22 protein-coding genes are annotated in these 23,566 nt (G+C 65.4%); 10 read left to right on the forward strand and 12 right to left on the reverse strand.

Translation table 11 applies throughout. From position 1 onward, the window contains the following. The first annotated feature begins 201 nt into the window (after window positions 1-201). Window positions 202-948, forward strand: coding sequence for a LysR substrate-binding domain-containing protein (locus HALO32_RS05760; protein WP_325063450.1), 747 nt, complete (start codon window positions 202-204; stop codon window positions 946-948). A gap of 28 nt (window positions 949-976) precedes the next feature. Here the strand turns inward: HALO32_RS05760 and ltaE are convergent, their stop codons facing one another. The 3 genes from ltaE to HALO32_RS05775 are packed head-to-tail and all read right to left on the reverse strand — an operon-like array spanning window position 977 to window position 4,429. After that, the gene (gene ltaE / locus HALO32_RS05765) at window positions 977-1,984 is read right to left on the reverse strand and encodes a low-specificity L-threonine aldolase (protein ID WP_151442821.1); all 1,008 of its coding nucleotides are present in this window, start codon (window positions 1,982-1,984) and stop codon (window positions 977-979) included. Window positions 1,985-2,013: 29 nt separating this feature from the next. Then, window positions 2,014-2,853: a M90 family metallopeptidase gene (locus HALO32_RS05770; protein WP_151442822.1), complete on the reverse strand. Its 840-nt coding sequence runs from the start codon at window positions 2,851-2,853 to the stop codon at window positions 2,014-2,016. 4 nt (window positions 2,854-2,857) lie between these two features. Continuing rightward, window positions 2,858-4,429, reverse strand: a complete 1,572-nt coding sequence (locus HALO32_RS05775) for a bifunctional GNAT family N-acetyltransferase/carbon-nitrogen hydrolase family protein (RefSeq protein WP_151442823.1) — start codon at window positions 4,427-4,429, stop codon at window positions 2,858-2,860. Between the two features lie 193 nt (window positions 4,430-4,622). Between HALO32_RS05775 and HALO32_RS05780 the strand changes: the two genes are divergently transcribed. From HALO32_RS05780 to HALO32_RS05795, 4 genes are all read left to right on the forward strand, one after another. After that, entirely contained in the window at window positions 4,623-5,855 is a 1,233-nt protein-coding gene (locus HALO32_RS05780) for an ABC transporter ATP-binding protein (protein WP_151442824.1), read from the forward strand. Then, complete coding sequence (locus HALO32_RS05785; protein ID WP_151442825.1) at window positions 5,852-7,150, forward strand: ABC transporter substrate-binding protein; 1,299 nt, start codon at window positions 5,852-5,854, stop codon at window positions 7,148-7,150. Before HALO32_RS05780 ends, HALO32_RS05785 begins: the two co-directional genes overlap by 4 nt. Window positions 7,151-7,239: 89 nt before the next feature. Then, entirely contained in the window at window positions 7,240-8,127 is an 888-nt protein-coding gene (locus tag HALO32_RS05790; protein ID WP_151442826.1) for a carbohydrate ABC transporter permease, read from the forward strand. Next, window positions 8,124-8,969, forward strand: coding sequence for a carbohydrate ABC transporter permease (locus HALO32_RS05795; protein WP_151442827.1), 846 nt, complete (start codon window positions 8,124-8,126; stop codon window positions 8,967-8,969). The genes HALO32_RS05790 and HALO32_RS05795 overlap by 4 nt, the downstream gene beginning before the upstream one ends. A gap of 112 nt (window positions 8,970-9,081) precedes the next feature. Here HALO32_RS05795 and HALO32_RS05800 read toward each other — a convergent pair whose 3' ends face one another. The 6 genes from HALO32_RS05800 to HALO32_RS05825 form a co-directional block, all read right to left on the reverse strand. Continuing rightward, complete coding sequence (locus HALO32_RS05800) at window positions 9,082-9,987, reverse strand: DMT family transporter (RefSeq protein ID WP_151442828.1); 906 nt, start codon at window positions 9,985-9,987, stop codon at window positions 9,082-9,084. Between the two features lie 71 nt (window positions 9,988-10,058). Then, entirely contained in the window at window positions 10,059-10,460 is a 402-nt protein-coding gene (locus HALO32_RS05805; RefSeq protein WP_151442829.1) for a GlcG/HbpS family heme-binding protein, read from the reverse strand. 10 nt (window positions 10,461-10,470) lie between these two features. Beyond that, window positions 10,471-11,706: a glycolate oxidase subunit GlcF gene (glcF, locus tag HALO32_RS05810; RefSeq protein WP_151442830.1), complete on the reverse strand. Its 1,236-nt coding sequence runs from the start codon at window positions 11,704-11,706 to the stop codon at window positions 10,471-10,473. A gap of 1 nt (window position 11,707) precedes the next feature. Next, the gene (gene glcE / locus HALO32_RS05815) at window positions 11,708-12,811 is read right to left on the reverse strand and encodes a glycolate oxidase subunit GlcE (protein WP_151442831.1); all 1,104 of its coding nucleotides are present in this window, start codon (window positions 12,809-12,811) and stop codon (window positions 11,708-11,710) included. Between the two features lie 9 nt (window positions 12,812-12,820). After that, on the reverse strand, window positions 12,821-14,320 hold the full coding sequence (gene glcD / locus HALO32_RS05820; RefSeq protein ID WP_151442832.1) for a glycolate oxidase subunit GlcD: 1,500 nt from the start codon (window positions 14,318-14,320) through the stop codon (window positions 12,821-12,823). A gap of 249 nt (window positions 14,321-14,569) precedes the next feature. Next, the gene (locus tag HALO32_RS05825; RefSeq protein ID WP_151442833.1) at window positions 14,570-16,270 is read right to left on the reverse strand and encodes an L-lactate permease; all 1,701 of its coding nucleotides are present in this window, start codon (window positions 16,268-16,270) and stop codon (window positions 14,570-14,572) included. Between the two features lie 348 nt (window positions 16,271-16,618). Between HALO32_RS05825 and HALO32_RS05830 the strand changes: the two genes are divergently transcribed. Together HALO32_RS05830 and HALO32_RS05835 are read left to right on the forward strand one after the other, a co-directional pair. Next, window positions 16,619-17,326, forward strand: a complete 708-nt coding sequence (locus HALO32_RS05830; RefSeq protein ID WP_151442834.1) for a glutathione S-transferase N-terminal domain-containing protein — start codon at window positions 16,619-16,621, stop codon at window positions 17,324-17,326. Between the two features lie 214 nt (window positions 17,327-17,540). Next, complete coding sequence (locus HALO32_RS05835; RefSeq protein WP_151442835.1) at window positions 17,541-17,897, forward strand: phasin family protein; 357 nt, start codon at window positions 17,541-17,543, stop codon at window positions 17,895-17,897. A gap of 106 nt (window positions 17,898-18,003) precedes the next feature. Here the strand turns inward: HALO32_RS05835 and HALO32_RS05840 are convergent, their stop codons facing one another. Both HALO32_RS05840 and uraD read right to left on the reverse strand, forming a co-directional pair. Beyond that, window positions 18,004-18,627 carry a phosphoribosyltransferase gene (locus HALO32_RS05840; protein ID WP_151442836.1) on the reverse strand — a complete coding sequence of 208 codons (624 nt, stop codon included), beginning with the start codon at window positions 18,625-18,627 and terminating at the stop codon, window positions 18,004-18,006. A 105-nt stretch (window positions 18,628-18,732) separates the two neighbouring features. Beyond that, window positions 18,733-19,257: a 2-oxo-4-hydroxy-4-carboxy-5-ureidoimidazoline decarboxylase gene (gene uraD, locus HALO32_RS05845; protein WP_151442837.1), complete on the reverse strand. Its 525-nt coding sequence runs from the start codon at window positions 19,255-19,257 to the stop codon at window positions 18,733-18,735. 223 nt (window positions 19,258-19,480) lie between these two features. Here uraD and uraH point away from each other — a divergent pair, with 223 nt between their 5' ends. The 3 genes from uraH to HALO32_RS05860 all read left to right on the forward strand — a co-directional run bounded on the left by uraH (window position 19,481) and on the right by HALO32_RS05860 (window position 21,899). Then, complete coding sequence (gene uraH / locus HALO32_RS05850; RefSeq protein ID WP_151442838.1) at window positions 19,481-19,834, forward strand: hydroxyisourate hydrolase; 354 nt, start codon at window positions 19,481-19,483, stop codon at window positions 19,832-19,834. Window positions 19,835-19,884: 50 nt separating this feature from the next. Beyond that, entirely contained in the window at window positions 19,885-21,087 is a 1,203-nt protein-coding gene (locus tag HALO32_RS05855) for a urate hydroxylase PuuD (RefSeq protein WP_151442839.1), read from the forward strand. Window positions 21,088-21,167: 80 nt separating this feature from the next. Beyond that, the gene (locus HALO32_RS05860) at window positions 21,168-21,899 is read left to right on the forward strand and encodes a GntR family transcriptional regulator (protein ID WP_151442840.1); all 732 of its coding nucleotides are present in this window, start codon (window positions 21,168-21,170) and stop codon (window positions 21,897-21,899) included. 147 nt (window positions 21,900-22,046) lie between these two features. Here the strand turns inward: HALO32_RS05860 and HALO32_RS05865 are convergent, their stop codons facing one another. Beyond that, window positions 22,047-23,504: an NCS1 family nucleobase:cation symporter-1 gene (locus HALO32_RS05865; protein ID WP_151442841.1), complete on the reverse strand. Its 1,458-nt coding sequence runs from the start codon at window positions 23,502-23,504 to the stop codon at window positions 22,047-22,049. Between the last annotated feature and the right edge of the window lie 62 nt (window positions 23,505-23,566).

Genomic DNA, 23,566 nt, shown 5'->3' on the forward strand with positions numbered 1-23,566 from the left:
CTCCTGCAGTGGGCATGGGGAATCGGGCCTACAAGGATGGGGAGTCGCCGGGCGGCTGACAAACGATTAATCTGGAGGCTATGCCCAAGCACGATTTATGGATGACTTTCCCATGAGCGCTCTGCCTCCCTTGATCTGGCTGCAGGCCTTCAAGGCCGCGGCCCTAACCCTGAGCTTCACCGCCGCTGGCCGCGAGTTGGGGTGACCCAGGCGGCGATCAGCCAGCGCATTCGCCTGCTCGAGGACCGGCTGGGTCACAAGCTGTTCGTTCGCCATCCACTCAGCCTCAGCCTGACGCCTGCGGGTCAATCCTGGCTGCCGAGCATCAACGACGCCTTTTCGCTCCTGGCCGAGGGGGTCGCCGAGGTGTTTGGCGGTGCGGCGGACCATTCAGTGACGCTGCGCACCACGCAAGTGATACAGCAGAACTGGTTGGCGCCGCGGCTGGCGCAGCTGCAGCGTGAATACCCGCAGCTCGCGATACGTGTGGTCAGCGCCATCTGGTCGGCTGATTTTGGCCCCGAGGGAGCGGACATCGAGATTCGCTACGGTCACGGTGACTGGTCGGGGGTAGAGACGCTGGCGCTGGGTGATGAGTGGCCGGTACCGGCCTGCTCTCCCGTCCTGGCACGGGAGCTGGGTGCGCCGGGCGATCTCGCCGGGCATACCCTGCTACATGCCCTGGGATTTGGCGCCGGCTGGCCGGCGTGGCTGGAGGCCGCCGGCGTGACAGGGCTGGAGGCCAGATGCCATACGCTGAGCTGCGACAATCAGGTGATGACGCTGGCACTCGCGGCCGAGGGCGTGGGCATCGCCCTGGCCCATCGGCTGCTGCTGGCTGCCCGTCCTGACCTGGTGACTCCCTTCACCTACGGTCTGGTCAGCGAAGAGCGCTTCTGGCTGGTGCGCCCCAGCCGCCGCGAGCCTAGCGGGAATGCCGAACGTTGATGGCAGTGACTGTTCGCTGAATGCAATATCAGCGGCTGGCGAAGTAGTCACCTAACGCCTCGAGTACCTGTTCGATGGCGTCGTCGTTCAGGTCGCGGTGGACCACGAGCCGAGTGACGTAGAGCACCTCGATGAGGATATCGCGCTCGGCCAGCCAGGCGCGCAGCGGTACAAGATGGTGTTTCGGGACTCGGATAAACACCATATTGGTGGCTTGGTGGTCGACATCCAGCTCCGGCAGCGCACTGATCCCGTCGGCCAGGCGGGCGGCTCGGCGGTGGTCGTCGGCGAGGTCCGCCACCTGGTGGTCGAGGGCATAGTGGCAGGCGGCAGCGATGATGCCGGACTGGCGCATGCCGCCGCCGAGCACCTTGCGCCAGCGTCGCGCCGAATCGATCAGCGACGGCGAGCCCACCAGGGTCGAGCCGATCGGTGCACCGAGTCCCTTCGAGAAGCACAGCGAAACGGTGTCGAAGGACTCGCACAGCGTCGCCAGTGGCGTGTCCGTGGCGACGCTGGCGTTGAACAGGCGGGCGCCATCCAGGTGGGTGGCCAGGCCATGCGCCCGGGCCAGGTCGGTGGCCGCCTTCGTGTAGTCGGCATCCAGCACCTTGCCGCCGATGGTATTCTCGAGCGCCAGCAGCCGGGTACGAGCGAAGTGGAAATCGCCCGGCTTGATGACGGTGCGAATACTCTCCAATGGCAGCGAGCCGTCCGCGGCATTCTCCACTGGCTGGGGTTGAATGCCGCCCAGCACGGCGGCGCCACCGCCCTCGTACTTGTAGGTATGGGCCTTCTGGCCGGCGATGTATTCGTCGCCGCGCTGGCAGTGGGCAAGCAGGGCGGCCAGGTTGCTCTGGGTGCCGCTGGGGAAGAGCAGGGCGGCGGCCTTGCCGGCACGTTCGGCGACGGCGGCCTCGAAGCTCGCCACGCTGGGGTCGTCGCCCCAGACGTCGTCACCCACCGGGGCGGCGTACATGGCGTCGCGCATGGCGGTGCCGGGGCGAGTGACGGTGTCGCTGCGCAAGTCGATCATCAATGCCTCCTCTGTATGATGGTGCCGGGTCAGTGGCGTGCCGGGTCTCTCGACCCGGAGTGCTCGTGCGTCGGGGTGGGCAGCCGGGCCTGCGGATTCTGCCGAAAGTAGCGCCCGAGCAGCGCGTAGAGTTCGGGGTAGGCACGCTCGAGCGCGTCCGGGGCGGTAAAGAAATGCTCGCAGCAGACGGCGAAGCATTCGCCGGGATGGGTTGCCGCATAGTCGTCGATGGGTGTCGGTTCGCCGCGGGCCAGGCGGGACTGCAGGTCCTCCCAGACGCCCATGAAGACCCGATACCACTCCTTCGCGTCGATCTCCCGGGGCAAGGGCGGGAAACCGTCCACATCCAGGGAGTTGCCCAGGTCGAGCTTGTGGGCCAGCTCGTGGATCAGCACGTTGAAGCCGGTGAAGTCGCCGCTCTCCATCAGGTCGGGAAAGGAGACCACCACCGGGCCCTGAGAAGAGGTCTCGCCGGCCCGCTCGTCGATATACTCGTGGACCACGCCAGCCTCGTCCATATCCGCCACGCGGCGTCGAAAGGCCTCCGGCAGAATGAGAATCTCGTGGACGTTGGCGAATGCCTCCTGGTGTTCCTCTTCCTCCCAGCCCAATGTCAGCAGGCAGGCCTGAGCCGCCAGCGCCAGCCGGGCGCGCTCGTCGAAGGGTGTAGTCTCGGCGAGCTCCGGATGCAGGCTGACGCGCTTGGTGTGCAGCAGACGCCAGGCTCGCCAGCCCAGGCGCTCCGCTTCGGTGTCGGACAGGGCGGCAAGCAGGGGCAGGCGGTCGCGAGCCTCCCGCCACTCCGCGTCAGGCAGCGGGTGGCGGGTCTCGAAGCGCTCCGCTTGCCAGCGGCGCAGGCGGCCGAGCATTGCCTCAGCTCTCCTCCAGATCGGCCCCGGACTTCCAGGACCAGTCCCGCCAGCGCAGGTCGAAGAGATCCTTGCGGCGGTCCTTGAGATTGGTCACCGAGCCTTCGGCTCGCACCACGGTCAATCGGGTCAGGTCGAGGTCCGAGAACATGATCATCTCGGTGTTGGGCGTGGTCTCGGAAAGCACGGCATCGTGGGGGAAGGCGAAGTCCGAGGGCGAGAAGACCGACGACTGGGCGTACTGAATCTCCATGTTCTCGACGGAGGGCACGTTGCCGACGCTGCCGCACAGCACCACGTAGCACTCGTTCTCGATGGCCCGGGCCTGGGCGCAGTGGCGTACCCGCAGGTAGCCGTTCTTGGTATCGGTCCAGAAGGGTACGAAGAGGATATCCATCTCCTGGTCGGCGAGCAGGCGCGAGAGCTCCGGAAATTCCACGTCGTAGCAGATCTGGATGCCCACCCGGCCGGCATCGGTCTGGAACACCAGCAGTTCGTCGCCGCCCTCGATCACCCAGTCGCGACGCTCCTGAGGCGTGATATGCAGCTTGGCCTGGCGCTCGATGGTGCCGTCGCGATGACACAGGTAGGCGATGTTGTAGAGGAGGTCGTCCTCGCCCATCTCGATCATCGAGCCGGCGATGATGTTGATGTTGTAGGAGACTGCCATGCGCGACAGCTCGGTCTTGAACCGCTCGGTGAAGCCGGCCAGGAAGCGGATGGCGGCCATCTGGTCCTGCTGGGCGGCGCGGTCCTGCAGCCCCATCAGCGGGGCGTTGAACAGCTCCGGGAAGATCGCGAAATCGCTCTTGTAGTCGGAGAGCGCGTCGACAAAATATTCCACCTGCTGCAGCACCGCTTCCACCGAGTCGAACTCGCGCATCTGCCACTGAACCGCACCGACCCGCACCTGGGTGGGACGATTTTCCAGCACCCGTTCCGCCGGCTCGAAGAGGATGTTGTTCCACTCCAGCAGGGTGGCGTAGCCCTGAGACTTCTCGTCTTCCGGCAGGTACTTGCGTAGCAGGCGCTTGACCTGGAAATCGTTGGCCAGCTGGAAGGAGAGGATGGGATCGTGAATCTCCTTGCGGGCTACCTTGTCGAGGTACTCGGCCGGGGAGAGCTCATGGGCATGCTCGTGATACTGGGGGATGCGCCCGCCGGCCAGTATCGCCCTGAGGTTCATGGAGCGGCACAGCTCCTTGCGCGCCTCGTAGAGGCGCCGACCCAGCCGGTAGCCGCGATAGTCCGGATGGATCAGCACATCGAGCCCGTACATGGCGTCGCCATCGGGTTCGTTGAGGATGGTCTCGCGCTTGCCGATGAGGTCATCGTAGCGGTGAGGGTTGGAGAAGGTGTCGTAGTCGACCAGCGCGGTCAGGGCCACGCCGACGATGGTCTGGTCATCCTCGATGACGATCTGTCCATCGGGGAACTCATTGATCAGCTTGTCGATGGTGGGTTTCGGCCAGGCGCCGCCGATGTCGTCATAGACCCGATCCATCAGCGTCTGGAGCTGCGGGTAGTCGTCAGGCGTCAGGTTGCGCAGGTTGAGGTGCAGGTCGTCGAGGGACATGAAGCGTCGGTTCCCGATCAGTATGAATGGCCAAGTCTAGCATGAGCTCCGGTGAGGGCGTTGCCCCTCACGACGTCGAGTCAATGTCATGTCCCTGTCATCCTTTCCGGTAAGGATGACCCCAAAGAGTCGAAACACGAGCTACGCTCTCGTCAGGCATGAACGGTTCACGAGACACGGCAACAGGCATGCTATGAATCTTGACGGCGCCCACGAAAAGGACAGCGAGCGGGACGAAGGGGATCTCGACAAGCGCATCCGCCTCGAGACGGTCACCAAGCGCTGGGACGACCCGCCCGCGGTGGACGGGATATCCTTCGATGTCTCGCCGGGGCAGTTCGTGATCCTGCTCGGCCCCTCCGGCTGCGGCAAGTCGACCACGCTGCGAATGATCGCCGGGCTCGAGCAGGCCAGCAGTGGAAACATCCTTATCGGTGATCGCGACGTCACCTGGCTGCCTCCCGGGGATCGCGGCATCAGCATGGTCTTCCAGTCCTACGCGCTGTTCCCCCACCTCAGCGTGGCCGACAACATCGTCTTCGGCTTGCGCAGCCGCAAGGTGCCGAAGCCGGAGCGACGCGAGCGCCTGAACCTGGTCGCGAACCTGGTCGATCTCGAGGCCTATCTCGATCGCAAGCCCGCCCAGCTCTCCGGTGGCCAGCGCCAGCGGGTGGCGCTGGCCAGGGCGATCATTTCCGAGCATCCCATCTGCCTCATGGATGAGCCGCTCTCCAACCTGGATGCCCGCCTGCGCGGCGAGATGCGACGCGAGATCAAGGCCTTGCAGGAGCGCCTGGGCATGACGGTGATCTATGTCACCCATGATCAGGTCGAGGCCATGAGCATGGGCGATCGCGTGATCCTGATGCAGGCCGGCCGAATCGTGCAGGACGGTACCCCCGACGAACTCTATGAGCGCCCCGCCTCGGCCTTCGCCGCCAGTTTCATTGGCAGCCCCGCCATGAACCTGGTGCGTCTGGTCGCCGCGGAGGAGGGCGCCGTCATCGAGGGCGAGCCTCGAGTCCCGGTGGCGGAGAGTGCCGCGGGGGGCGGTCTGCTGGGCATTCGTCCCGAGGAGATCGAGGTGCACGCAGGTGCCTCGGGAGTGTCTGCCGAAGTGCTCGACGAAGAGTACCTGGGTGCCGACACCATCCTGCGGCTGGCCGTAGGCAATCAGGTGCTGCGGGCGCGCCTCCCCGGCAGGCCGGAGGTGACGCGAGGCTCGCCCTGTCGGCTCTCCTGGCCTCTGGACAAGGCCCACCTTTTCGACGCCGATGGCGAACGTCGCGATGATCTGTCGCTGCTCGCCTTCACGGCAAGCGAGACCCCGCACGGCAGTGACGCTGGCTCAAGGGCGGCGTCCAAGGCCGGCAATCCACCAGGCAACCCCCGAGTCGCCACCTCTGATCCAGGAGTCTCTCCATGAAGCCCCGTCTCCCCCTGCATATTGGCCTGCTCGCGACCGCCGGGCTGTTGAGTGCCGGCCAGGCCCTCGCCCAGGACGCGTCTCAAGATCCCGTCCAGTTGACCATGTATTACCCGGTCGCCGTTGGTGGTGCCCTTACCGATGTTGTCGACGACCTGGTCGAGGACTTCGAGGCCGAGCACCCCGACATCGATGTCGAGGCCATCTATGCCGGCAACTACGACGATACCCGGGTGCGTGCCATGTCGGCCATCGAGGCCGGCGAGGCGCCGCAGCTCTCGGTGATGTTCTCCATCGATCTGTTCGATCTCATCGAGCAGGACGTCATCGTGCCCTTCGACGACCTGGTCGAGACCGAGGCAGAGCAGGCCTGGCTCGACAGCTTCTACCCGGGGCTGATGGAGAATGGCCGTCTCGATGGCAAGACCTACGGCATTCCCTTCCAGCGCTCGACCATCGTGCTCTACTGGAACAGGGACGCCTTCGAGGCGGCGGGCCTCGACCCCGACCAGCCACCCGAGACCTGGGAGGAGATGGCCGCCATGGGCGCCGCCGTGCATGAGGCCACCGACGGCGAGCAGTGGGGCGTGATGGTGCCTTCCACCGGCTATCCCTACTGGATGTTCCAGGCCTTTGCCTTCCAGAACGGCCATCGCCTGATGAGCGAGGACGGTACCGAGGTCTACTTCGACGATCCGGCGGCCGTCGAGGCACTGGAATACTGGGTGTCGCTGGCCGAGGAGCACGAGGCCATGCCCGATGGCACCATCGAGTGGGGAACGCTGCGTCAGAACTTTCTCGAGCAGTCCACGGCCATGATCTGGCACAGCACCGGTAACCTCACGGCCGTGCGCAATGCCGCGGAGTTCGATTTCGGCGTGGCCATGCTGCCCATGAAGACCCAGCGCGGCAGCCCCACGGGCGGCGGCAACTTCTATGTCTTCAAGGACACCTCCGCGGAAGAGAAGCAGGCCGCCATGACCTTCATCCGCTGGATGACCGCCCCGGAGCGCGCCGCCGCCTGGTCCATCGAGACCGGCTACATGGGGGTGAGTCCCGCGGCCTACGAGACCGAGGCGCTGCGGGACTACATCGAGACCTTCCCGCCCGCGGCCGTGGCGCGTGATCAGCTGGAACACAGCACCGCCGAACTCGCCACCTACCAGGGGGGCCGCGTGCGCCGTGCGCTGGACAATGCCGTCCAGGCGGCCCTGACCGGCCAGATGACACCCGCCGAGGCCCTGGCCCAGGCCCAGCGCGAGGCGGATGCAGCCCTGAGGCGCTACGCGCGCTGAAATGGATCCTGCCACCCGGACAGTGCTATATCCCGCCCGGGTGGCAGGGCATCACGAAAGCCACTTCACACTGATTGCGAGGAGCGGGCATGGCCAGCCTGAATCCCGATCGGCGCATGCAGATCTATGGTGCGCTGCTGATGTTGCCGGCGGCCGTGCTGCTGGCCACCTTCGCCTATCTCCCCACCATCGCCACCCTGATCAACAGCCTCTTCCTGCCCGGCTTTCGCGGTGAGCCCGCCTCCTTCGTCGGGCTTGAGAATTATGCGCTGCTGATCGAGGACGATACCTTCTGGCAGGTGGCGCGCAACAACCTCTTCTACGCCGTCGGCACGATTCCCACCTCCATCGCCCTGGCGCTGGGCATGGCGCTCTTCGTCAACGCCCGGCTGCCGGGGCGCGGCTTCGTGCGCATGGCCTACTTCACGCCCACCATCCTGCCGATGATCGCGGCGGCCAATATCTGGATGTTCTTCTACGCCCCCCAGATCGGTCTGTTCAACACCCTTCTCGAGGGGATCGGCGTACCCGGTGTCAACTGGCTGGGCGACCCTGCCGTAGCGCTTTCCTCGGTAATCGTGATGACGGTCTGGAAGGAGGCCGGCTTTTTCATGATCTTCTATCTGGCGGCGCTGCAGGGCATCCCCCCGGAGCTCGAGGAAGCTTCGAACCTGGAGGGCACCAGTCGCTGGAGCTTCTTCTGGCGGGTGACCTTCCCGCTATTGATGCCGACCACCCTGTTCGTGCTGATCAATGCCTTGATCAATGCGGTACGGGTTGTCGACCATCTGTTCATCATGACCAAGGGCGGTCCCAACAACGCCACCAACCTGCTGCTCTATTATGTCTACGAGAATGCCTTCTCCTTCTTCGACCGCACCTACGCGGCCACCATCACGGTAGTGATCCTGCTGGTGCTGGCGGTGGTCGCCACGGTGAAGTTCACGGTGCTCGACCGCAGGACGCATTATCAATGAACACTTCCACTGCCTCCCCGGCGCGGGCGAGTCGTCGATTTTCCTTGCCGCGCCTGGAAACCATTGCCGCCTGGCTGTTGGCGATCATCTGGATCTTTCCGCTGCTCTACGCCTTCTGGGCGGCCTTCCATCCCTCGGAGTTCATGGTGCGCTTCGACCTGCTGGCGCCGTTGACCCTGGAGAACTTCGCCGATGCCTGGGAGCAGGCGCCCTTTGCCCGCTACTACTTGAACACCTTCGTGCTGGTGACCGGCGTGGTGCTGGCGCAGTTCGTGGTCTGTACCCTGGCCGGCTTCGCCTTCGCGCGCTTCCCGGTTCCCGGCAAGGACGTGCTCTTCATGCTGGTGCTGATTCAGCTGTTCGTCTTTCCCGAGGTGTTGATCGTCGAGAACTACCGTATCGCCAGCGGCCTCGGACTGGTCGATACCATCGCCGGTATCGGCCTGCCCTACGTGGCGAGCGCCTTCGGCATCTTCCTGCTGCGACAGACCTTCAAGACGATTCCCCGGGAACTGGAGGATGCCGCCCGGGTCGAGGGCTGTGGCTGGATGGCGATTCTGCTCAAGGTCTATGTGCCGTTGGCCAAGCCCACTTACCTGGCCTACGGCCTGGTCTCCATCAGCCACCACTGGAACAACTTCCTGTGGCCGCTGGTGGTCACCAATTCGGTGGAGAGCCGTCCGCTCACGGTGGGCCTGGGCGTCTTTTCGGCCCCGGAGACCGGCGTAAACTGGGCCACTGTCAGCGCCGCCACCCTGCTCAGCATCGCCCCCCTGCTTGTTGCCTTCCTGCTCTTCCAGCGCCAGTTCGTGCAGTCCTTCCTGCGCGCGGGGATTCGCTGAGTCTGGCGCAGCGGCGTCATCCGCAGGGAACAGGATGACGATGGCGGAAGGTCGGGTCTTCGCGGAAAGCTGAGGTAGCGAGGACGATCGGCTACGCCGGGATGGGGGAGTCTCATTCTGAGGGTCTCGCTGAAACGCGCCGGACAAGCGGTCGTGTCAGGGTCTGAGCCATCATGACCCCGCTCAGCACCAGGGCCCCGCCGATCAGGTGGAAGAGGGCGATCCGCTCGCCGAGGAAGGCCATGGCGATCAGCGCACTGAACAGCGGCATCAGGTTGATGAAGATGCTGGCCTGGCTGGCACCGATCTGGCGTATCGCCAGCATCCACAGGAAGGTGGTGATGATCGAGGCCGGGATGCCGGCGTAGAGGATCAGCCCGATGTTGCTGCCATCCACCGGCGTCATGGGCCCTATCAGGTAGGGTGGCAGCAGGAAGAGCACGGCGAAGATCACCTGGGCGTAGAGCAGCACCCAGGGGGGCAGGGCAATGGGCCAACGCTTGAGCATCACCCCGTAGAGGGCGTAGCAGGTGGCGGCCACCAGCATCAGCGCATCCCCCCTGGCGACCGTCAGCTCCAGCAGCGACCGCGGGTCGCCGTGCCCCAGCAGCACCGATACCCCGACCAGTGCCAGTATGCCGCCCAGGATGCCGCCGAGGCTCGGGGCTTCGCGCAGGATAAGCGCGCTGAGCAGCACCGTCAGCAGCGGCACCATGGCCGCCAGGATGCCCATGTTGGTGGCCGAGGTGGTCTCCGCGGCGACATAGGCCAGCCCTTGCCATAACCCCATGCCAAGCAGGCCGAGCGAGGCCAGCTTCGGCCACTCTCGGCGAATCGTGGCGCGATGCTTCCAGGCGGCGGGCGCCAGGAAGGGGGTAAGCAGTGCCAGCGCCAGCAACCAGCGCAGGAAGGCGATGCTGCTGGGGGCGATGGTGCCCACGGTCAGCTGGTTGATGGTCATGTTGCCCGACCAGATCAGCACGGCACCCAGCGGGGGCAGGAAATACAGTAGCGGCATCGAGGGACCCTTGAACCAATGAAAACCCCCGCACGTGGCGGGGGCTTTACAGCGTATCGTACCCGTCGGAATCAGGCGATAGCGGCGACGCCGGCCTTGGCGACCTGGACGTCCTGGTCAGGCTTGACGCCGGAGATGCCGACGCTGCCGGCCACCTGGCCATCGACGAGCACCGGGACACCACCGGCCAGCAGGGCCTGCATCGGGGCCGTCACGAAAGCGGTCCGACCGTTGTTGATCATGTCCTCGAAGACCTGGGTCTCCTTGCGCCCGATGGCGGCGTTGCGCGCCTTCTCGGTGGCGACGTCGGCGCTGAAGGGCGGGGCACCGTCGAGGCGGCGCAGGCCGAGCAGGTGGCCGCCGTCGTCGGCCACGGCCACGGTCACGGCCCAGCCGTTGGTCTGGGCTTCCTGCTGGGCGGCATCGAGGATGGCGTTGACGTCATCCAGGGTCAGTACGGGCTTGGTCTGCATGGTGTTCTCCTTAGGGGGATAGTGCTTCGTCGACGATCTCGATCCAGTGCCTCACCGGAGTGCGGTTGGCGCCGGCCAGGTGGGTCTGGCAGCCGATATTGGCCGTGACGATGACCTCCGGATTGCCGGCCTCGAGGTTGTCGAGCTTGTTGTTGCGTAATTGGGTGGCGAGTTCCGGCTGGGTGATGGAATAGGTGCCCGCCGAGCCGCAGCAGAGGTGGGCGTCCTGCACCGGGGTGAGGGCGAAGCCGAGCCGGCCGAGCACCTGCTCCACGGCGCCGCCGAGCTTCTGGGCGTGCTGCAGGGTGCAGGGGCAGTGGAAGGCGAGCCGGCGGCGCTCCTGCACCTGCAGGGCTGCGAGGTCCTCATCGCGCAGCACCTCCACCAGATCCTTGGCGAGCGCGCTGATGCGCTCGGCCTTGTGGGCATAGTCGGGGTCGTCGGCGAGCATCTCGCCATACTCCTTGACGAAGGCGCCGCAGCCACTGGCGGTCTGCACGATGGCCTCACAACCGGCCTCCACTTGGGGCCACCAGGCGTCGATATTGGCGCGGATGCGGTCGCGGCCATCGTCCTGGGCGTTGAGGTGGAAGTCGATGGCGCCGCAGCAGCCGGCTTCCGGTGCTGGCGTCAGGCCGATGCCGAGGCGGTCCAGCACGCGCGCGGTGGCGGCGTTGGTGTTGGGCGAGAGCCCGGGCTGCACGCAGCCCTCGAGGATCAGCATCTGGCGCGCCTGGCGCTTGCCCTCGGGGCGAGTGCCTGCATCCACCGGCGTCGGGGGCATCTTGTCCCTGAGGGCCCCGGGTACCAGCGGCCGGAAGGTCTGGCCCAGCTTGAGCAGCGCCTTGAAGCGCCTGGGCTCCACCAGCGCCTTGCGCAGCCCGTAGCGCAGCGCACGGTCGGCGGGTTTGCGCGGCACCCGCCGTTCGATCTCGGCGCGGCCGATATCGAGCAGCTTGTGATATTCCACGCCGGAGGGGCAGGTGGTCTCGCAGTTGCGGCAGGTAAGGCAGCGGTCGAGGTGCAGCCGCGTCTCTTCGGTGACCTGGGTGTCGTCTTCCGGGCTCTCGAGCATCTCCTTCATCAGGTAGATACGTCCGCGCGGCCCGTCGCGCTCGTCTCCCAGCAGCTGGTAGGTAGGGCAGGTGGCATTGCAGAAGCCGCAGTGCACGCAGCTGCGCAGGACGCGATCGGCCTCGCGGATATGCGGCTTCTTGAGGTCTTCCTCGGTAAAGTGCGTCTGCATCTCAGAGCTCCGCGTAGAGTCGTCCCGGATTGAAGATGCCCTTGGGATCCAGCTGGGCCTTCAGGTTTCGATGGTACTTCGCTACCACCGGTTCCAGCGGCATGAAGGGGTCGGGCTGGCCCGGTCCCTCGCGGGACCCGAGGCAGGTGGCGTGGCCGCCTGCGCGGGCGCAGGCCTCGCGAATGGTGTCGGCGGCCAGGTCGCTGCGCAGCCAGCGCTGGGTGCCGGCCCAGTCGTGGAGCAGGTCCGCCTCCTCGACGCCGGAAAGCGCCAGCGAGGGCGTGTTGTGGGGCAGCGACAGGCGCCACAGGGGGCGGGCGTCGTCCCGGGAGAAGAAGTCCAGCGTCTGCTCACGTAGCGCCGTCCAGAAGCCCGCGTCCAGCTCGTCGCCGCCGAGGCGCTCGCGAGTGGCGGCGACCGAGCTGGGCCCGCCCTCCAGGCGCAGGTGCAGGGCGCCGGCGTGCCAGGCGGCGGCGGTGATGGGCAGCGGCTGGCGCCCCCACTCGGCGAGTTTCGCCTGGGCATCCGCCAGCGGTATCTCGAGGCGCAGGCTGTGGCTGGCGCCGGGCCGGGGAAGCACCTTGAGCGAGACCTCGGTGATCAGCCCCAGGGTCCCCTGGGCGCCGACCATCAGCCGCGACAGGTCGTACCCGGCGACGTTCTTCATCACCTCGCCACCGAAGCGCTGCTGGTAACCCTCGTGGTTGATCACTCTAGTGCCCAGCACGAAGTCGCGTACGCTGCCGGCCCAGGGCCGCCGGGGGCCGGAGAGGCCGGTGGCGACCATGCCGCCCACGGTGGCGTTGGCGCCGAAGTGGGGCGGCTCGCAGCCGAGCATCTGGCCGTTGCCGGCCAGGGTGGCCTCGAGCTCGGCCAGCGGCGTGCCGCTGCGCACCGAGACGATCAGCTCCACCGGGTCGTAGTAGGTGATGCCGCGGTGCTCGCGGGTGGACAGGGTCTCGCCGTCGACGGGGCGGCCATAGAAGGCCTTGGTATCGCCCCCGGCGATGCGCAGCAGGCTGCCCTCGGCCGTGGCCCGGCGAACGCGGTCGCCGAGGGCCTCGCTGATGTCCTGGTCGGTCGGTTGGGGTCGTGTCTGGGCCATGGGGAATCCTCAGAATCGGGGCAGCTCGGGGTGCGGAAGTTCGTTGTTGTGCACATGCATGGCACCGAACTCGGCGCACCGGGCGAGGGTGGGAATGTTCTTGCCCGGGTTGAGCAGGCGGTCGGGGTCGAAGGCCGCTTTCACCGCATGGAAGGTGGTCAGTTCGCCCGGGTTGAACTGGGCGCACATCTGGTTGATCTTCTCGCGGCCCACGCCGTGCTCGCCGGTAATCGAGCCGCCGACCTCCACGCACAGCTCGAGGATCTTGCCGCCGAGTTCCTCGGCCTGCTCCAGCTCGCCGGGACGATTGGCATCGAAGAGGATCAGCGGGTGCATGTTGCCGTCGCCGGCGTGAAAGACGTTGGCGACCCGCAGGCCATACTCCTCGGAGAAGTCGGCGATGCCCTTGAGCACCCGCGGCAGCTCGCGGCGCGGGATGGTGCCGTCCATGCAGTAGTAGTCGGGGGACATGCGCCCCACCGCCGGGAAGGCGTTCTTGCGCCCGGCCCAGAAGGTGGCGCGCTCGGCCTCGTCGCGGGCTTGCTGGATGCCGGTGGCGCCGGCCTTCTCGAGCACCTTGCGCACGGTGGCGCAGTCGTCGTCGACATCGGCTTCCACCCCATCCAGCTCGCAGAGCAGGATGGCCTCGGCTTCCACCGGGTAGCCCGCCTTGACGAAGTCTTCTGCAGCGCGGATGGCAAGCTTGTCCATCATCTCGAGCCCACCGGGGATGATGCCGGCGGCGATGATGTCGCCCACCGCGCGCCCGGCTTTCTCGACGTCGTCGAAGCTGGCCATCAGCACCTTGGCGGTCTCGGGCTTGGGCAGCAGCTTGACCGTGATCTCGGTGACCACGCCGAGCATGCCCTCGGAACCGTTGAACAGGGCGAGCAGATCGAGGCCCTGGGCATCCAGCGCCTCGCTGCCCAGGGTCATGCGCTCACCCTCGATGGTGATGACCTCCACCTTCATGACGTTGTGCACGGTCAGCCCGTACTTCAGGCAGTGAACCCCGCCGGCATTCTCGGCCACGTTGCCGCCGATGGAGCAGGCGATCTGCGAGGAGGGGTCCGGGGCATAGTAGAGGCCATAGGGGGCCGCCGCCTCGGAGATGGCAAGATTGCGCACGCCGGGCTGGAGCCGGGCGATGCGGGCGTCCGGATCCACATCGAGGATGCGGTCAAAGCGGGACATCACCAGCAGCACGCCCTTCTCCAGGGGCAGGGCGCCACCGGAGAGGCCGGTGCCGGCGCCGCGGGTCACCACCGGCACGCCCAGGGCGCGGCAGCGCTTCATCAGTGTCTCGACCTGCTCGAGGGTCTCGGGCAGGGCGACCAGCATGGGCAGCACGCGGTAGGCGGCGAGCCCGTCACACTCGAAGGGACGCAGGTCCTCCTCGCGGTACAGCAGGGTGAGCCCGGGCGCCGCCTGCTGCAGGTCGGCCAGTACGTCGGCCTTGTCGGTTGCCGGCAGCTCGCCGTCGAGCCGCTCGTCATAGAGGATGTTCATATGGCTTCCTCGCTGGTAGCCCATGGCCTCCCTGGGCCGGGCAGATGACCGGTTGTGGTTCCCAATCTGTGCTTTCTTGTCGGGCGTGTCCAGACCGTGGGCTTCTGGTCAGACCAATTGCTGATATAATAATGGAAAGTATTTCCAATATATACTCTTGTGTTGTGGGATGAAATCCCCCCGGGCCAAAGGGCGCAGCCCCCACGGCAGGACCGTGGGGGCTGTTGTCACTGTAGCGGGTGGCGGCGTTCAGCCCAGGCGGAGCAGCGGATCGCCGATGCCCAGCAGGTAGATGGCCACCAGCCCGATGATCCCGGAGGCAACCAGGTAGTAGATCGTCGGCAGGATGGTCTTGCGGATGGTCTCGCCTTCTCGGCCCAGCAGGCCCACGGTGGCCGAGGCGGCTACCACGTTGTGGATAGCGATCATGTTGCCCGCCGCGGCGCCCACGGCCTGCAGTGACACCATCAAGGCGGTGGAGAGGCCAAGCTGCTGGGCGACGTTGAACTGAAAGTCAGAGAGCATCAGGTTGGAGACGGTGTTGGAGCCGGCGATGAAGGCGCCCAGGGCACCCACGGCCGGGGCGAAGAACGGGTAGACCCCGCCCACTCCGTCGGCCACCAACTGAGCCATGGCCACCGGCATTGACACCAGGTCGGCGGCGTTGACGCCGGAGTTGATCAGGATCCGCACCATGGGAATGGTGAAGATCAGCACGAAGCCGGCGCCGAAGATGGTGCGGGTGGACTCGCTGAAGGCCGCCTTGAGTTTCCCGATGCGCATGCGGTGCAGCAGTGCGGTGAGCAGCACCACCATCAGCAGGATGCCCCCCGGCAGGTAGAGCGGCTGGATGGCGCCGGAAATACCCGTCTCGCCCAGGATGTTGCTCCATCCCAGGGCGAAGGAAGTCAGTGCATTCTTGAAGGGCTCGATGGTGCGCGAGGCGACCAGAATCACCGCCAGCAGCACATAGGGCACCCAGCCCATCAGGGTGGAGATCGGCGCCTTGCCGGTGACGTCATCCAGCTTGATCTCGAGCTTGCCGATCCATGAGTCGGGCCAGGACGTGCTCTCAGGAAAGTCCCAGGTGTCCTTGGGTATCAGGAAGCCCTTGCGTGCCGCCGGTACGACGATGGCCAGGCCGACCATGGCGCCGATCATCGACGGAAACTCTGGCCCCAGCAGTACACCGGCCAGCATGTAGGGGACCGAGAAAGAGATACCAGCGAAGATGGCGAAAGGCGTGATGGAGAGCCCCTCCCGCCAGGAGCGGTTGGCGCCGAAGAAACGCACCATGATCACCACCATGATCAGCGGCATCAGGATGCCGACGATGCCGTGGATCACTGCAACCTCACCGGCGATCAGGCGGAAGTACTCCATCCAGGTGCCGCCGCCGGCTTCAAGCGTCTCGGTGATACCGACACGGTCCAGGCCACCGGAGACACCCACCACGATCGGGGTGCCGACTGCGCCGAAGGAGACCGGGGTGGACTGGATCATCATGCCGACCACCACGGCGGCCAGGGCCGGGAAGCCCAAGGCCACCATCAGCGGAGCGGCCACGGCGGCGGGCGTGCCGAAGCCGGAGGCGCCCTCGATGAAACAGCCGAACAGCCAGGCAACGATGATGGCCTGGACGCGGCGGTCCGGGCTGATTCCCGAGAAGCCGTTACGGATGGCCTTGATTCCACCTGAGTGCTTCAAGGTGTTGAGCAGCAGGATGGCGCCGAAGATGATCCACAGGATCGCGATCGTCAGGATCAGGCCCTGGAGGGTCGAGGCCAGGACCCGAGTGAAGGTCATCTCCCAGGCGAGCAGGCCGATGAGTGCGGTGACCACGAAGACCACCGGCATGGCAGTCCTGGCGGGCATGCGAAAGCCGATCAGCAGCACCCCGGCTAGCAACAGGGGCACGAAAGCAATCAGCGCGAGTATTGTTTCGTTCATGAATGGGTTCCTTTCGGTTGGGAACGTTCGGTCACGGAATTTCCCTTCTCGCCAACGGGGCAAGTGGAAGCTCAGCACCTTAAGCGCAAGTGTAGAGCTTGACCATTGTTGGTTAATTGGTATTACCAATAAATGAATGGGCCGGGTACGCGTCAGGTTTTCAGAAATGATTGACGATTCAGGCGGTTCCGTGGCCAGTAGGAAAACTCGATCCTCTCCGGTCAATTTGGATCGTTAGACCAATAGACAAGGCCGAGGCGTATGGCCATTCGCCGGCGATGGCGTGGCGGTGTCCGGCAAAGGCTGGCACTATCGGGGCAGACCCATGACCGGATACCAGGAGTTGGCATGACACGGGTACTCTATGATCTTTGCGGTATCGATGAGGGGCTGCGCTTCTCTCCCTACTGCTGGCGCGTACGCTATGCTCTGGCTCACAAGGGGCTCGAAGTGGAAACACAGCCCTGGCACTTCTCCGACAAGCAGGCCCTGGCCTTCGCCAACCATGACAAGGTGCCCGTGCTGGTCGATGGTGACCAGGTGGTCACCGACAGCTACGAGATCCTGCGCTACCTCGATCACACCTACCCCGAGGCGCCGCTGCTGGGCGAAGGGTTCGCCGAGGCGCGCGGGCACTTCTTCATGCACTATGCCGAGCGTGCTCTGGCCCCGGCGATGATGCGCACCATCATCATGGACCTGCTCAATGCCATCCATCCCGACGACCGAGCCTATTTCCGCGAGACCCGCGAGAAGCGCTTCGGGCGGGCCCTCGAGGAGTTCCACTCGCCGGCCAAGGGGCTGGCCCAGTTGGATGCCGCCCTGGCGCCATTGCGTGGCCAACTCAAGGATGCCGAGTTCCTCGACGGTGAGACCCCGGCCGGTGCCGACTACCTGGTCTTCGGTAGCTTCATGTGGGCGCGCTGTGTTTCCAGTGCGGACCTGGTCTCCAATGCGGATCCTGTTTACGCCTGGATCGAGCGCATGCTTGATCAGCACGGCGGCCTGGGGCGCAAGGCCCTGCGCATCACCGACATCGAGGGGGCCTATCGCTGAGGTGAAGGGCCCAAACCCAACAGGACCGTTATGAGAAACGGTCTTGCCAGTTCCTTGCGACGCCCGGCTTCGGCCGGGCGTCGCGGTTCATGGGCTACGTTGTCGCTCAGTAGAGATTTTGATGCGCCGCATGTTGCGCCGCACAAAAAGGCCTGCTATGTTGCATTGCAACACGGGCGATAGGCCCGGTTTCTACCACAGACGGAGGTGTTTCATGAGCAAGGCAACCACCCAACAGGCTACCGAACAGTTCGAGTCCATGTTCGTGGCACCCGCACGCAACCTTGGCGCCCTCAATCTCGATTACACCGAGAAGCTGGTCGCCGCCCAGTTCGACGCGATCCGCGCCCTGGCCGACATGGGTATGGCTCAGGCTCGCGGCCTGCTGGACGTCCGCGATGCCGACAGCCTCAAGGCGGTCGTCGAGTCTCAGCAGAAGGCCGGCCAGGACATGGGCGAGCGCCTGCGCGCCGACGCCGAGAAGATCATGAGTCTGAGTCAGGAGTACGTCCAGCAGAGCCAGAAGCTCGCTGAAGAAGGCGTCAAGGCCGCCACCACGGCAGCCAAGTAAGGCATCAGGCTAACGAGCATGGCAAGCGCTGGCTGCGGCCGGCATTCACGGGTTGTCACTTTCGAGTGGCGCCCGTGTTCTTTTGGTGGACACCATTTCGGCCAGCTCAGCCGTGTTCACTGCCGAGCAGTTCAATAACCTCTTCCTCTTCTACTTGTCCGAACTCGGCAAAGAACTGCCCCACGGCACGAAAGTCCCGGTCAACCTCCAGACAGACCACCTCATCGGCCAGGGATTCGAGCCGTTCCACCGTATCGGGCGGTGCCGCGCCCATGGCGGCTATCAGCTTCTGCGGCTTCCGTGAGTGAAGTGTGCTCAGGGCCGCCTCCATGGTAGCCCCGGTTGCGCTGCCATCATCTACCACCACCACGATACGCCCCTTGGGGTCGATAGGTGCCCGAACCGGGGTGTAGCGCTGGCGGCGCTCCTCGAGCAACGCTTTCTGCTTCTGCGTCTCGCGAGTTACCGCCTCCTCACGGAAGTGTTGCGCCGTCTCTTTCAGCGCCACACTGCCATCCTCGCTGACCGCGCCGACGGCAAATTCCGGGTTGCCCGGTGCTCCTATCTTGCGCACCAGCACCACGTCCAGATCACCCTCCAGGGCATCGGCGATCAGCCGGCCCATGGGTACCGCGCCCCGCGGGATGGCCAGGATCAGGGGGTCCTGCCCCTTCAGATGAGAGAGTCGCTGGGCGATGCGCTCGGCAGCATCGAGGCGATCACGGAACATGATGGCTCTCCTGACGGGAAAGATTCACTTGAAGTGTAGATCGACACGCCGCCTGTACGAAACGGCTGTCCGGCGCGAATGTCGATCGTGCTGGAAGAGCTTCTCTCAGCCGAGACGTGCCTCGAGACGGAAGCGGGCGATGCGGTTGATCTGCTCGATGGCGGTGCGGCGCTCCTCGGCCGGGTCGTTGGGCAGGCGTGCCTCGAAGGCGGCGAGGATGGCATGGCGGTCGCTGCCCTTGACGGCCATCACGAAGGGGAAGCCGAACTTCGCCTTGTAGGCGGCATTGAGGCGCTCGAAGCGGGCCATCTCCTCGGGCGTGCACTGGTCGAGGCCGGCGCCGGCCTGTTCGCGGGTAGAGTCGTCGGTCAGCTCGCCGGCAACCGCCGCCTTGCCGGCGAGGTCCGGGTGGGCACGGATCACCTTGAGCTGGCGTTCGGGGCTGGCCTCGCGCAGCACGGCCCCCATCGCCTCGGCCAGTCCCTGAGGCGTGTCCTCGGCGGGCGACAGGCCGCGCTGCCAGGCGAGCTCGGCGACCCAGGGAGAGTGCTCGTAGATGTCGCCGTAGTGGGCCACGAAGGCCTGCTGGTCGAGCTGGCTGGGGCGTGGTATGAGGATCTTGTCGGTCATCCTGGAGACTCCTCTGCTTGGTGTGGCGGCCTGACGGTGCACGCAGCGGCGGGCAGGCCGTGAGGGGGCATCGAGGGATTTCGGTGCCTTACCGCAAAGTGTATACAAAAAACCTTTGAAATGTAGTCCGATAGAGGCTAAAACTGTCTTCAGTGTGGATTTCATGATGCCTGCCCGCCAAGGGCAGCGCCAGGCACCTACCGACACGCAAAGGAGCACCCCCATGGGATACCTGACCACGCATGTGCTGGACACCGCCGAGGGCCGCCCCGGCCAGGGCATCCGCATCGAGATCTTCCGCCTCGAGGGCGAGAATCGCACCCGGCTCAAGGAGCTCGTCACCAACGATGACGGGCGCTGCGATGCCCCCCTCCTGGAGGGAGAGGACTTCGCCACCGGCGAGTACGAACTGCTCTTCCACGCCGGTGATTACTTGCGCGCACGCGGCGTCGAGGCCGAAGAGCCGCGCTTCCTCGACCTGATCCCGCTGCGCTTCGGCGTGGCCGATGCCGGCCAGCATTATCATGTGCCGCTGCTGCTCTCGCCTTATGGCTACTCCACCTACCGTGGAAGCTGAGGGGCCTCCCCTCCCGATACGCCCATAACAAGACGCTTGACGAGGCCCTCATGCAAGCCTACCTGCTGGATTTCACCAACTTCATGCTGCGCTGGCTGCACGTCATCGCCGCCATCGCCTGGATCGGCGAGTCGATCTACTTCGTGATGCTGGACAACAGCCTGCGCACGCCCAAGGCCATCGAGGACCGGGAGAAGGGCGTCTTCGGCGAGATGTGGGCGGTGCACGGCGGCGGCTTCTACCATAACCAGAAGTATGCCAGCGCTCCCGACAAGCTGCCCGAGGACCTTCACTGGTCGTTCTGGAAGGCCTATACCACCTGGCTCACCGGCTTTGGCCTGTTCGTCATCCTCTACATGGTCAACCCGAGCTTCTACCTGGTGAACCCGGGCAGTGACTGGTCCTGGGCGGCGAACATGAGTGGCTGGCAGGCCAACATCATGGCCCTGGTCTTCCTGCTGGCCGGCTGGGTGATCTATAACGAGCTGTGCAAGCGCATCAGCCCCGACATGCAGCGCGACGGCCTGTTGAGCATCGCCGTGGCGGTGATGATGGTGGTGGTGGCCTACCTGAGCAGCCAGATCTTCTCGGGGCGTGCCGCCTTCCTGCTTACCGGTGCGGTGATGGCCACCGCCATGTCGGCCAACGTCTTCTTCTGGATCATTCCCGGTCAGCGCCGCATGGTGAAGGCGATGAAGGCCGGCGAGACGCCGAATCCCCTGGACGGCAAGCGTGGCAAGCAGCGCTCGGTGCACAACACCTACTTCACCCTGCCGGTGGTGCTGCTGATGATCAGCAACCACTACTCCTTCGCCTACTCCCATGAGCTGGCCTGGGTGATCATGTCGTTGTTCATCTTTGCCGGTGCCCTGATCCGCCAGTACTTTGTGCTGATGCATGCCGGGCATAGGCGTCCGGCCTATCCGGCGGCAGGGGTGGCGCTGCTTCTGGTGGCCTTCTGGATTGCGGCCCCCTCCGGCGGTGGCCAGGCCAATTCCACGGCCTCAGTGGCCCCCGAACTGGGGGAGGTGCACGAGATCATCGAGGCGCGCTGCGTGACCTGCCATTCCCGTGAACCGACCCAGCCGGGCTTCAATGCGCCGCCGGCCGGCATGGCCTATGACACTCTTGAACAGCTCGAAGCTCAGCAGGCGAACATCAAGGAGGTAGTGGCGAGTGGCTATATGCCGCTGGGCAACATGACCGGGATGACCGACGAGGAGCGCGCGATCATCGCTGCCTGGGAGGAGTGAGTCGACCGGTCGCCGGCAGGCCGCCGATATGTATACAATGAATATGCATGCCGGTAACGATCAGGGGAGGATGTGACTCGATGAACCAGCGCCAGACGGTTGCCGAACGCGGCGGCACGAGTCGACCGGGCAAGAACGGGGACGGTGCCGAGCGCCACGATGAGATTCACCGCTCGATCAGCGACGCCATCATCGAGCATCGCCTGCGCCCCGGGGCACGCCTGCGCGAGGACGCCCTGGCCGAGGTCTTCGGCATCAGCCGTACCGGCATCCGCAAGATCCTCCAGCGCCTGGCCCTGGAGCAGCTGGTCACGCTGACGCCGCGCCGCGGGGCCAGCGTGACCCGGCCCACGGCCGACGAGGCCAAGGATGTGTTCGACGCCCGCCAGATGGTCGAGTGCGGCCTGATGCCGGAGGTCGCCCGGCGCATCACCGAGGAGGACCTGCGCGAGCTCCGCGACATGGCCCGGCGCGAGCGCCAGGCCTTGAAGTCCGGTGAGCAGAGCACGGCGATCCGGCTCTCCGCGGACTTTCACGCCCGCCTGGCGCGCATATCCGGCAATGCCACTCTGGCCGACTTCGTCGAGCGGCTCTGCTCGCGCTCCTCGCTGATCCTGGCCGTCTATGGCAACCCCGGCCACCTGGGCTGCGAGTCCCATGATCACGACGACCTGATCGGCCACCTGGAGGCCGGCAACGGTGAACGCGCCCAGGCCTTCATGGGACGCCATCTCAAGGCCATCGAGGCCTCGCTTTCCATCGTCGAGGAGGAAGCGGAGGCGCCGGACCTCCATCGGATCTTCTCCGGCTGAGGCGATGTCCGGCCAGGCGGGGGTCCCTCTCTCGCCTCTCTGGTACACCCGGTGGTCCCGGAGGAGATGCGCCAGTACAGCGGCAGATTGCAGGAAACGACACGCCCCGGGCCATCGCTCGGGGCGTGTCGTCAGGGCGGATGCGTCTCAGGCGTCGCGGGCTATGCTGACCGACCGCTGGCTCGACATCAGGCCATAATAGAAGAGCCCGCCCAGAGCAGCCCCCATCATCCAGCCGTAACCATTGAGGCCGGAAAGCGCCGGCACCAGCACGGTGGAAATCGAGAACAGGGCGGCGCCGCCGAAGGCCATGAGTGCGCGCCGGTTCCAGCCCTTGACGTAGTAGTAGGCGCTGCCCGGTGCGGAGGAGAACAGCTCCTGCATGTCCAGGTGCTGGCGCTTCACCAGGTAGTAGTCCACCACGATGATGCCGTAGAAGGGAGCGATGACCGCACCCAGAGCATTGACGAACCCGGGCACGCCAATCTGGCTGATCAGCGAGACCCAGAGGGCGCCGACGAAGAAGGCCAGTACGGCGGTGATCAGCCCACCCACCTTGAAGCTGATCTTGCTGGGAAAGAGATTGGCCAGGTCATAGGCGGGGGGAATGAAGTTGGCCACCAGATTGATGCCCACTGTCGCAGCGAAGAAGGTCAGCGCCGCGACGATGGTCAGCGGCAGGGAGTCGACCCTCTCGACGATGTCCGCCGGGTTGGTCAGGGCGTCGCCGAACAGCACCAGGGTGCCGGCGGTGATGATCAGGGCGATGAACGAGAAGAAGGCGACGTTGAGCGGCAGCCCAAGCAGGTTGCCGAGCTTCATCTGGCGTTCGGTCTTCACGAAGCGCGTGAAGTCGCCGAAGTTGATCACTACCGCGGCGAAGTAGGCGACCATGGTGCCGACGATGGCGAGGAAGGCACCCACCGCGCTGCCGGAGCGTTCGGTATCGGCGCTGAAGATGGTGCTCACCGCGGGGAGCAGCTCGCTGCCGGCCTGGAACCACACCACGATCATCAGCACCACCATCACCACGTAGACCAGTGGGCCGGCCCAGTTGAGGAAGTGCTTGATGCGCTCGATGCCCTGCCAGAAGATCGCGATCTGGAATAGCCAGACGATCACGAACGAGACCCAGGCCACGGCGGAGAGGCCCAGGAAGGTGCTGCCGTCGCCGTCACCGACGAAGGCGGTGATCAGCAGGGCCACGGCCGTGGAGGCGAAGTAGGTCTGCACGCCGTACCAGAAGATGCCGATGATGGCCCGCAGCATCGCCGGCAGATTGGCGCCGCGCACCCCCATGCTGGCGCGCACCATCACCGGGAAGGGGATGCCGTACTTCACGCTGGGCTTGCCGGTCAGGTTGACCAGGTACATCACGATCACGCCGGCAAGGATGATGGCCGCCATCACCGCCCAGCCGTTCAGCCCGTAGGTCAGGAACAGCGAGGCCGCCAGGGTGTAGCCGAACAGACTCTGGATGTCGTTGGACCAGACGTTGAAGATCTCGAAGGCGCCCCAGCTGCGGTCCCTGTGCTTCAGCGGCGCCAGGTCCTCGTTATAGAGCGTGGGGTCGATGTTCTGGATATCCAGCTCGCTCTCTTTCATCGAAGTCACCATTGTCATTGTTGTGGAAGGGGCTCGACCGGCTTCGGTCGAGCCTTCGTGTC

This window comes from Halomonas lysinitropha, assembly GCF_902500215.1.
In the GTDB taxonomy this organism is placed as follows: domain Bacteria; phylum Pseudomonadota; class Gammaproteobacteria; order Pseudomonadales; family Halomonadaceae; genus Halomonas; species Halomonas lysinitropha.

Coding starts and splice junctions, on each gene's coding strand:
- glcF (WP_151442830.1), bottom strand. CDS start 11,706: ATGCAGACGCACTTTACCGAGGAAGACCTCAAGAAGCCGCATATCCGC.
- glcE (WP_151442831.1), bottom strand. CDS start 12,811: ATGGCCCAGACACGACCCCAACCGACCGACCAGGACATCAGCGAGGCC.
- HALO32_RS05830 (WP_151442834.1), top strand. CDS start 16,619: ATGACACGGGTACTCTATGATCTTTGCGGTATCGATGAGGGGCTGCGC.
- HALO32_RS05775 (WP_151442823.1), bottom strand. CDS start 4,429: ATGTCCCTCGACGACCTGCACCTCAACCTGCGCAACCTGACGCCTGAC.
- uraD (WP_151442837.1), bottom strand. CDS start 19,257: ATGACCGACAAGATCCTCATACCACGCCCCAGCCAGCTCGACCAGCAG.
- glcD (WP_151442832.1), bottom strand. CDS start 14,320: ATGAACATCCTCTATGACGAGCGGCTCGACGGCGAGCTGCCGGCAACC.
- ltaE (WP_151442821.1), bottom strand. CDS start 1,984: ATGATCGACTTGCGCAGCGACACCGTCACTCGCCCCGGCACCGCCATG.
- uraH (WP_151442838.1), top strand. CDS start 19,481: ATGGGATACCTGACCACGCATGTGCTGGACACCGCCGAGGGCCGCCCC.
- HALO32_RS05855 (WP_151442839.1), top strand. CDS start 19,885: ATGCAAGCCTACCTGCTGGATTTCACCAACTTCATGCTGCGCTGGCTG.
- HALO32_RS05780 (WP_151442824.1), top strand. CDS start 4,623: ATGAATCTTGACGGCGCCCACGAAAAGGACAGCGAGCGGGACGAAGGG.
- HALO32_RS05800 (WP_151442828.1), bottom strand. CDS start 9,987: ATGCCGCTACTGTATTTCCTGCCCCCGCTGGGTGCCGTGCTGATCTGG.
- HALO32_RS05790 (WP_151442826.1), top strand. CDS start 7,240: ATGGCCAGCCTGAATCCCGATCGGCGCATGCAGATCTATGGTGCGCTG.
- HALO32_RS05805 (WP_151442829.1), bottom strand. CDS start 10,460: ATGCAGACCAAGCCCGTACTGACCCTGGATGACGTCAACGCCATCCTC.
- HALO32_RS05785 (WP_151442825.1), top strand. CDS start 5,852: ATGAAGCCCCGTCTCCCCCTGCATATTGGCCTGCTCGCGACCGCCGGG.
- HALO32_RS05770 (WP_151442822.1), bottom strand. CDS start 2,853: ATGCTCGGCCGCCTGCGCCGCTGGCAAGCGGAGCGCTTCGAGACCCGC.
- HALO32_RS05795 (WP_151442827.1), top strand. CDS start 8,124: ATGAACACTTCCACTGCCTCCCCGGCGCGGGCGAGTCGTCGATTTTCC.
- HALO32_RS05865 (WP_151442841.1), bottom strand. CDS start 23,504: ATGAAAGAGAGCGAGCTGGATATCCAGAACATCGACCCCACGCTCTAT.
- HALO32_RS05825 (WP_151442833.1), bottom strand. CDS start 16,270: ATGAACGAAACAATACTCGCGCTGATTGCTTTCGTGCCCCTGTTGCTA.
- HALO32_RS05835 (WP_151442835.1), top strand. CDS start 17,541: ATGAGCAAGGCAACCACCCAACAGGCTACCGAACAGTTCGAGTCCATG.
- HALO32_RS05860 (WP_151442840.1), top strand. CDS start 21,168: ATGAACCAGCGCCAGACGGTTGCCGAACGCGGCGGCACGAGTCGACCG.
- HALO32_RS05840 (WP_151442836.1), bottom strand. CDS start 18,627: ATGTTCCGTGATCGCCTCGATGCTGCCGAGCGCATCGCCCAGCGACTC.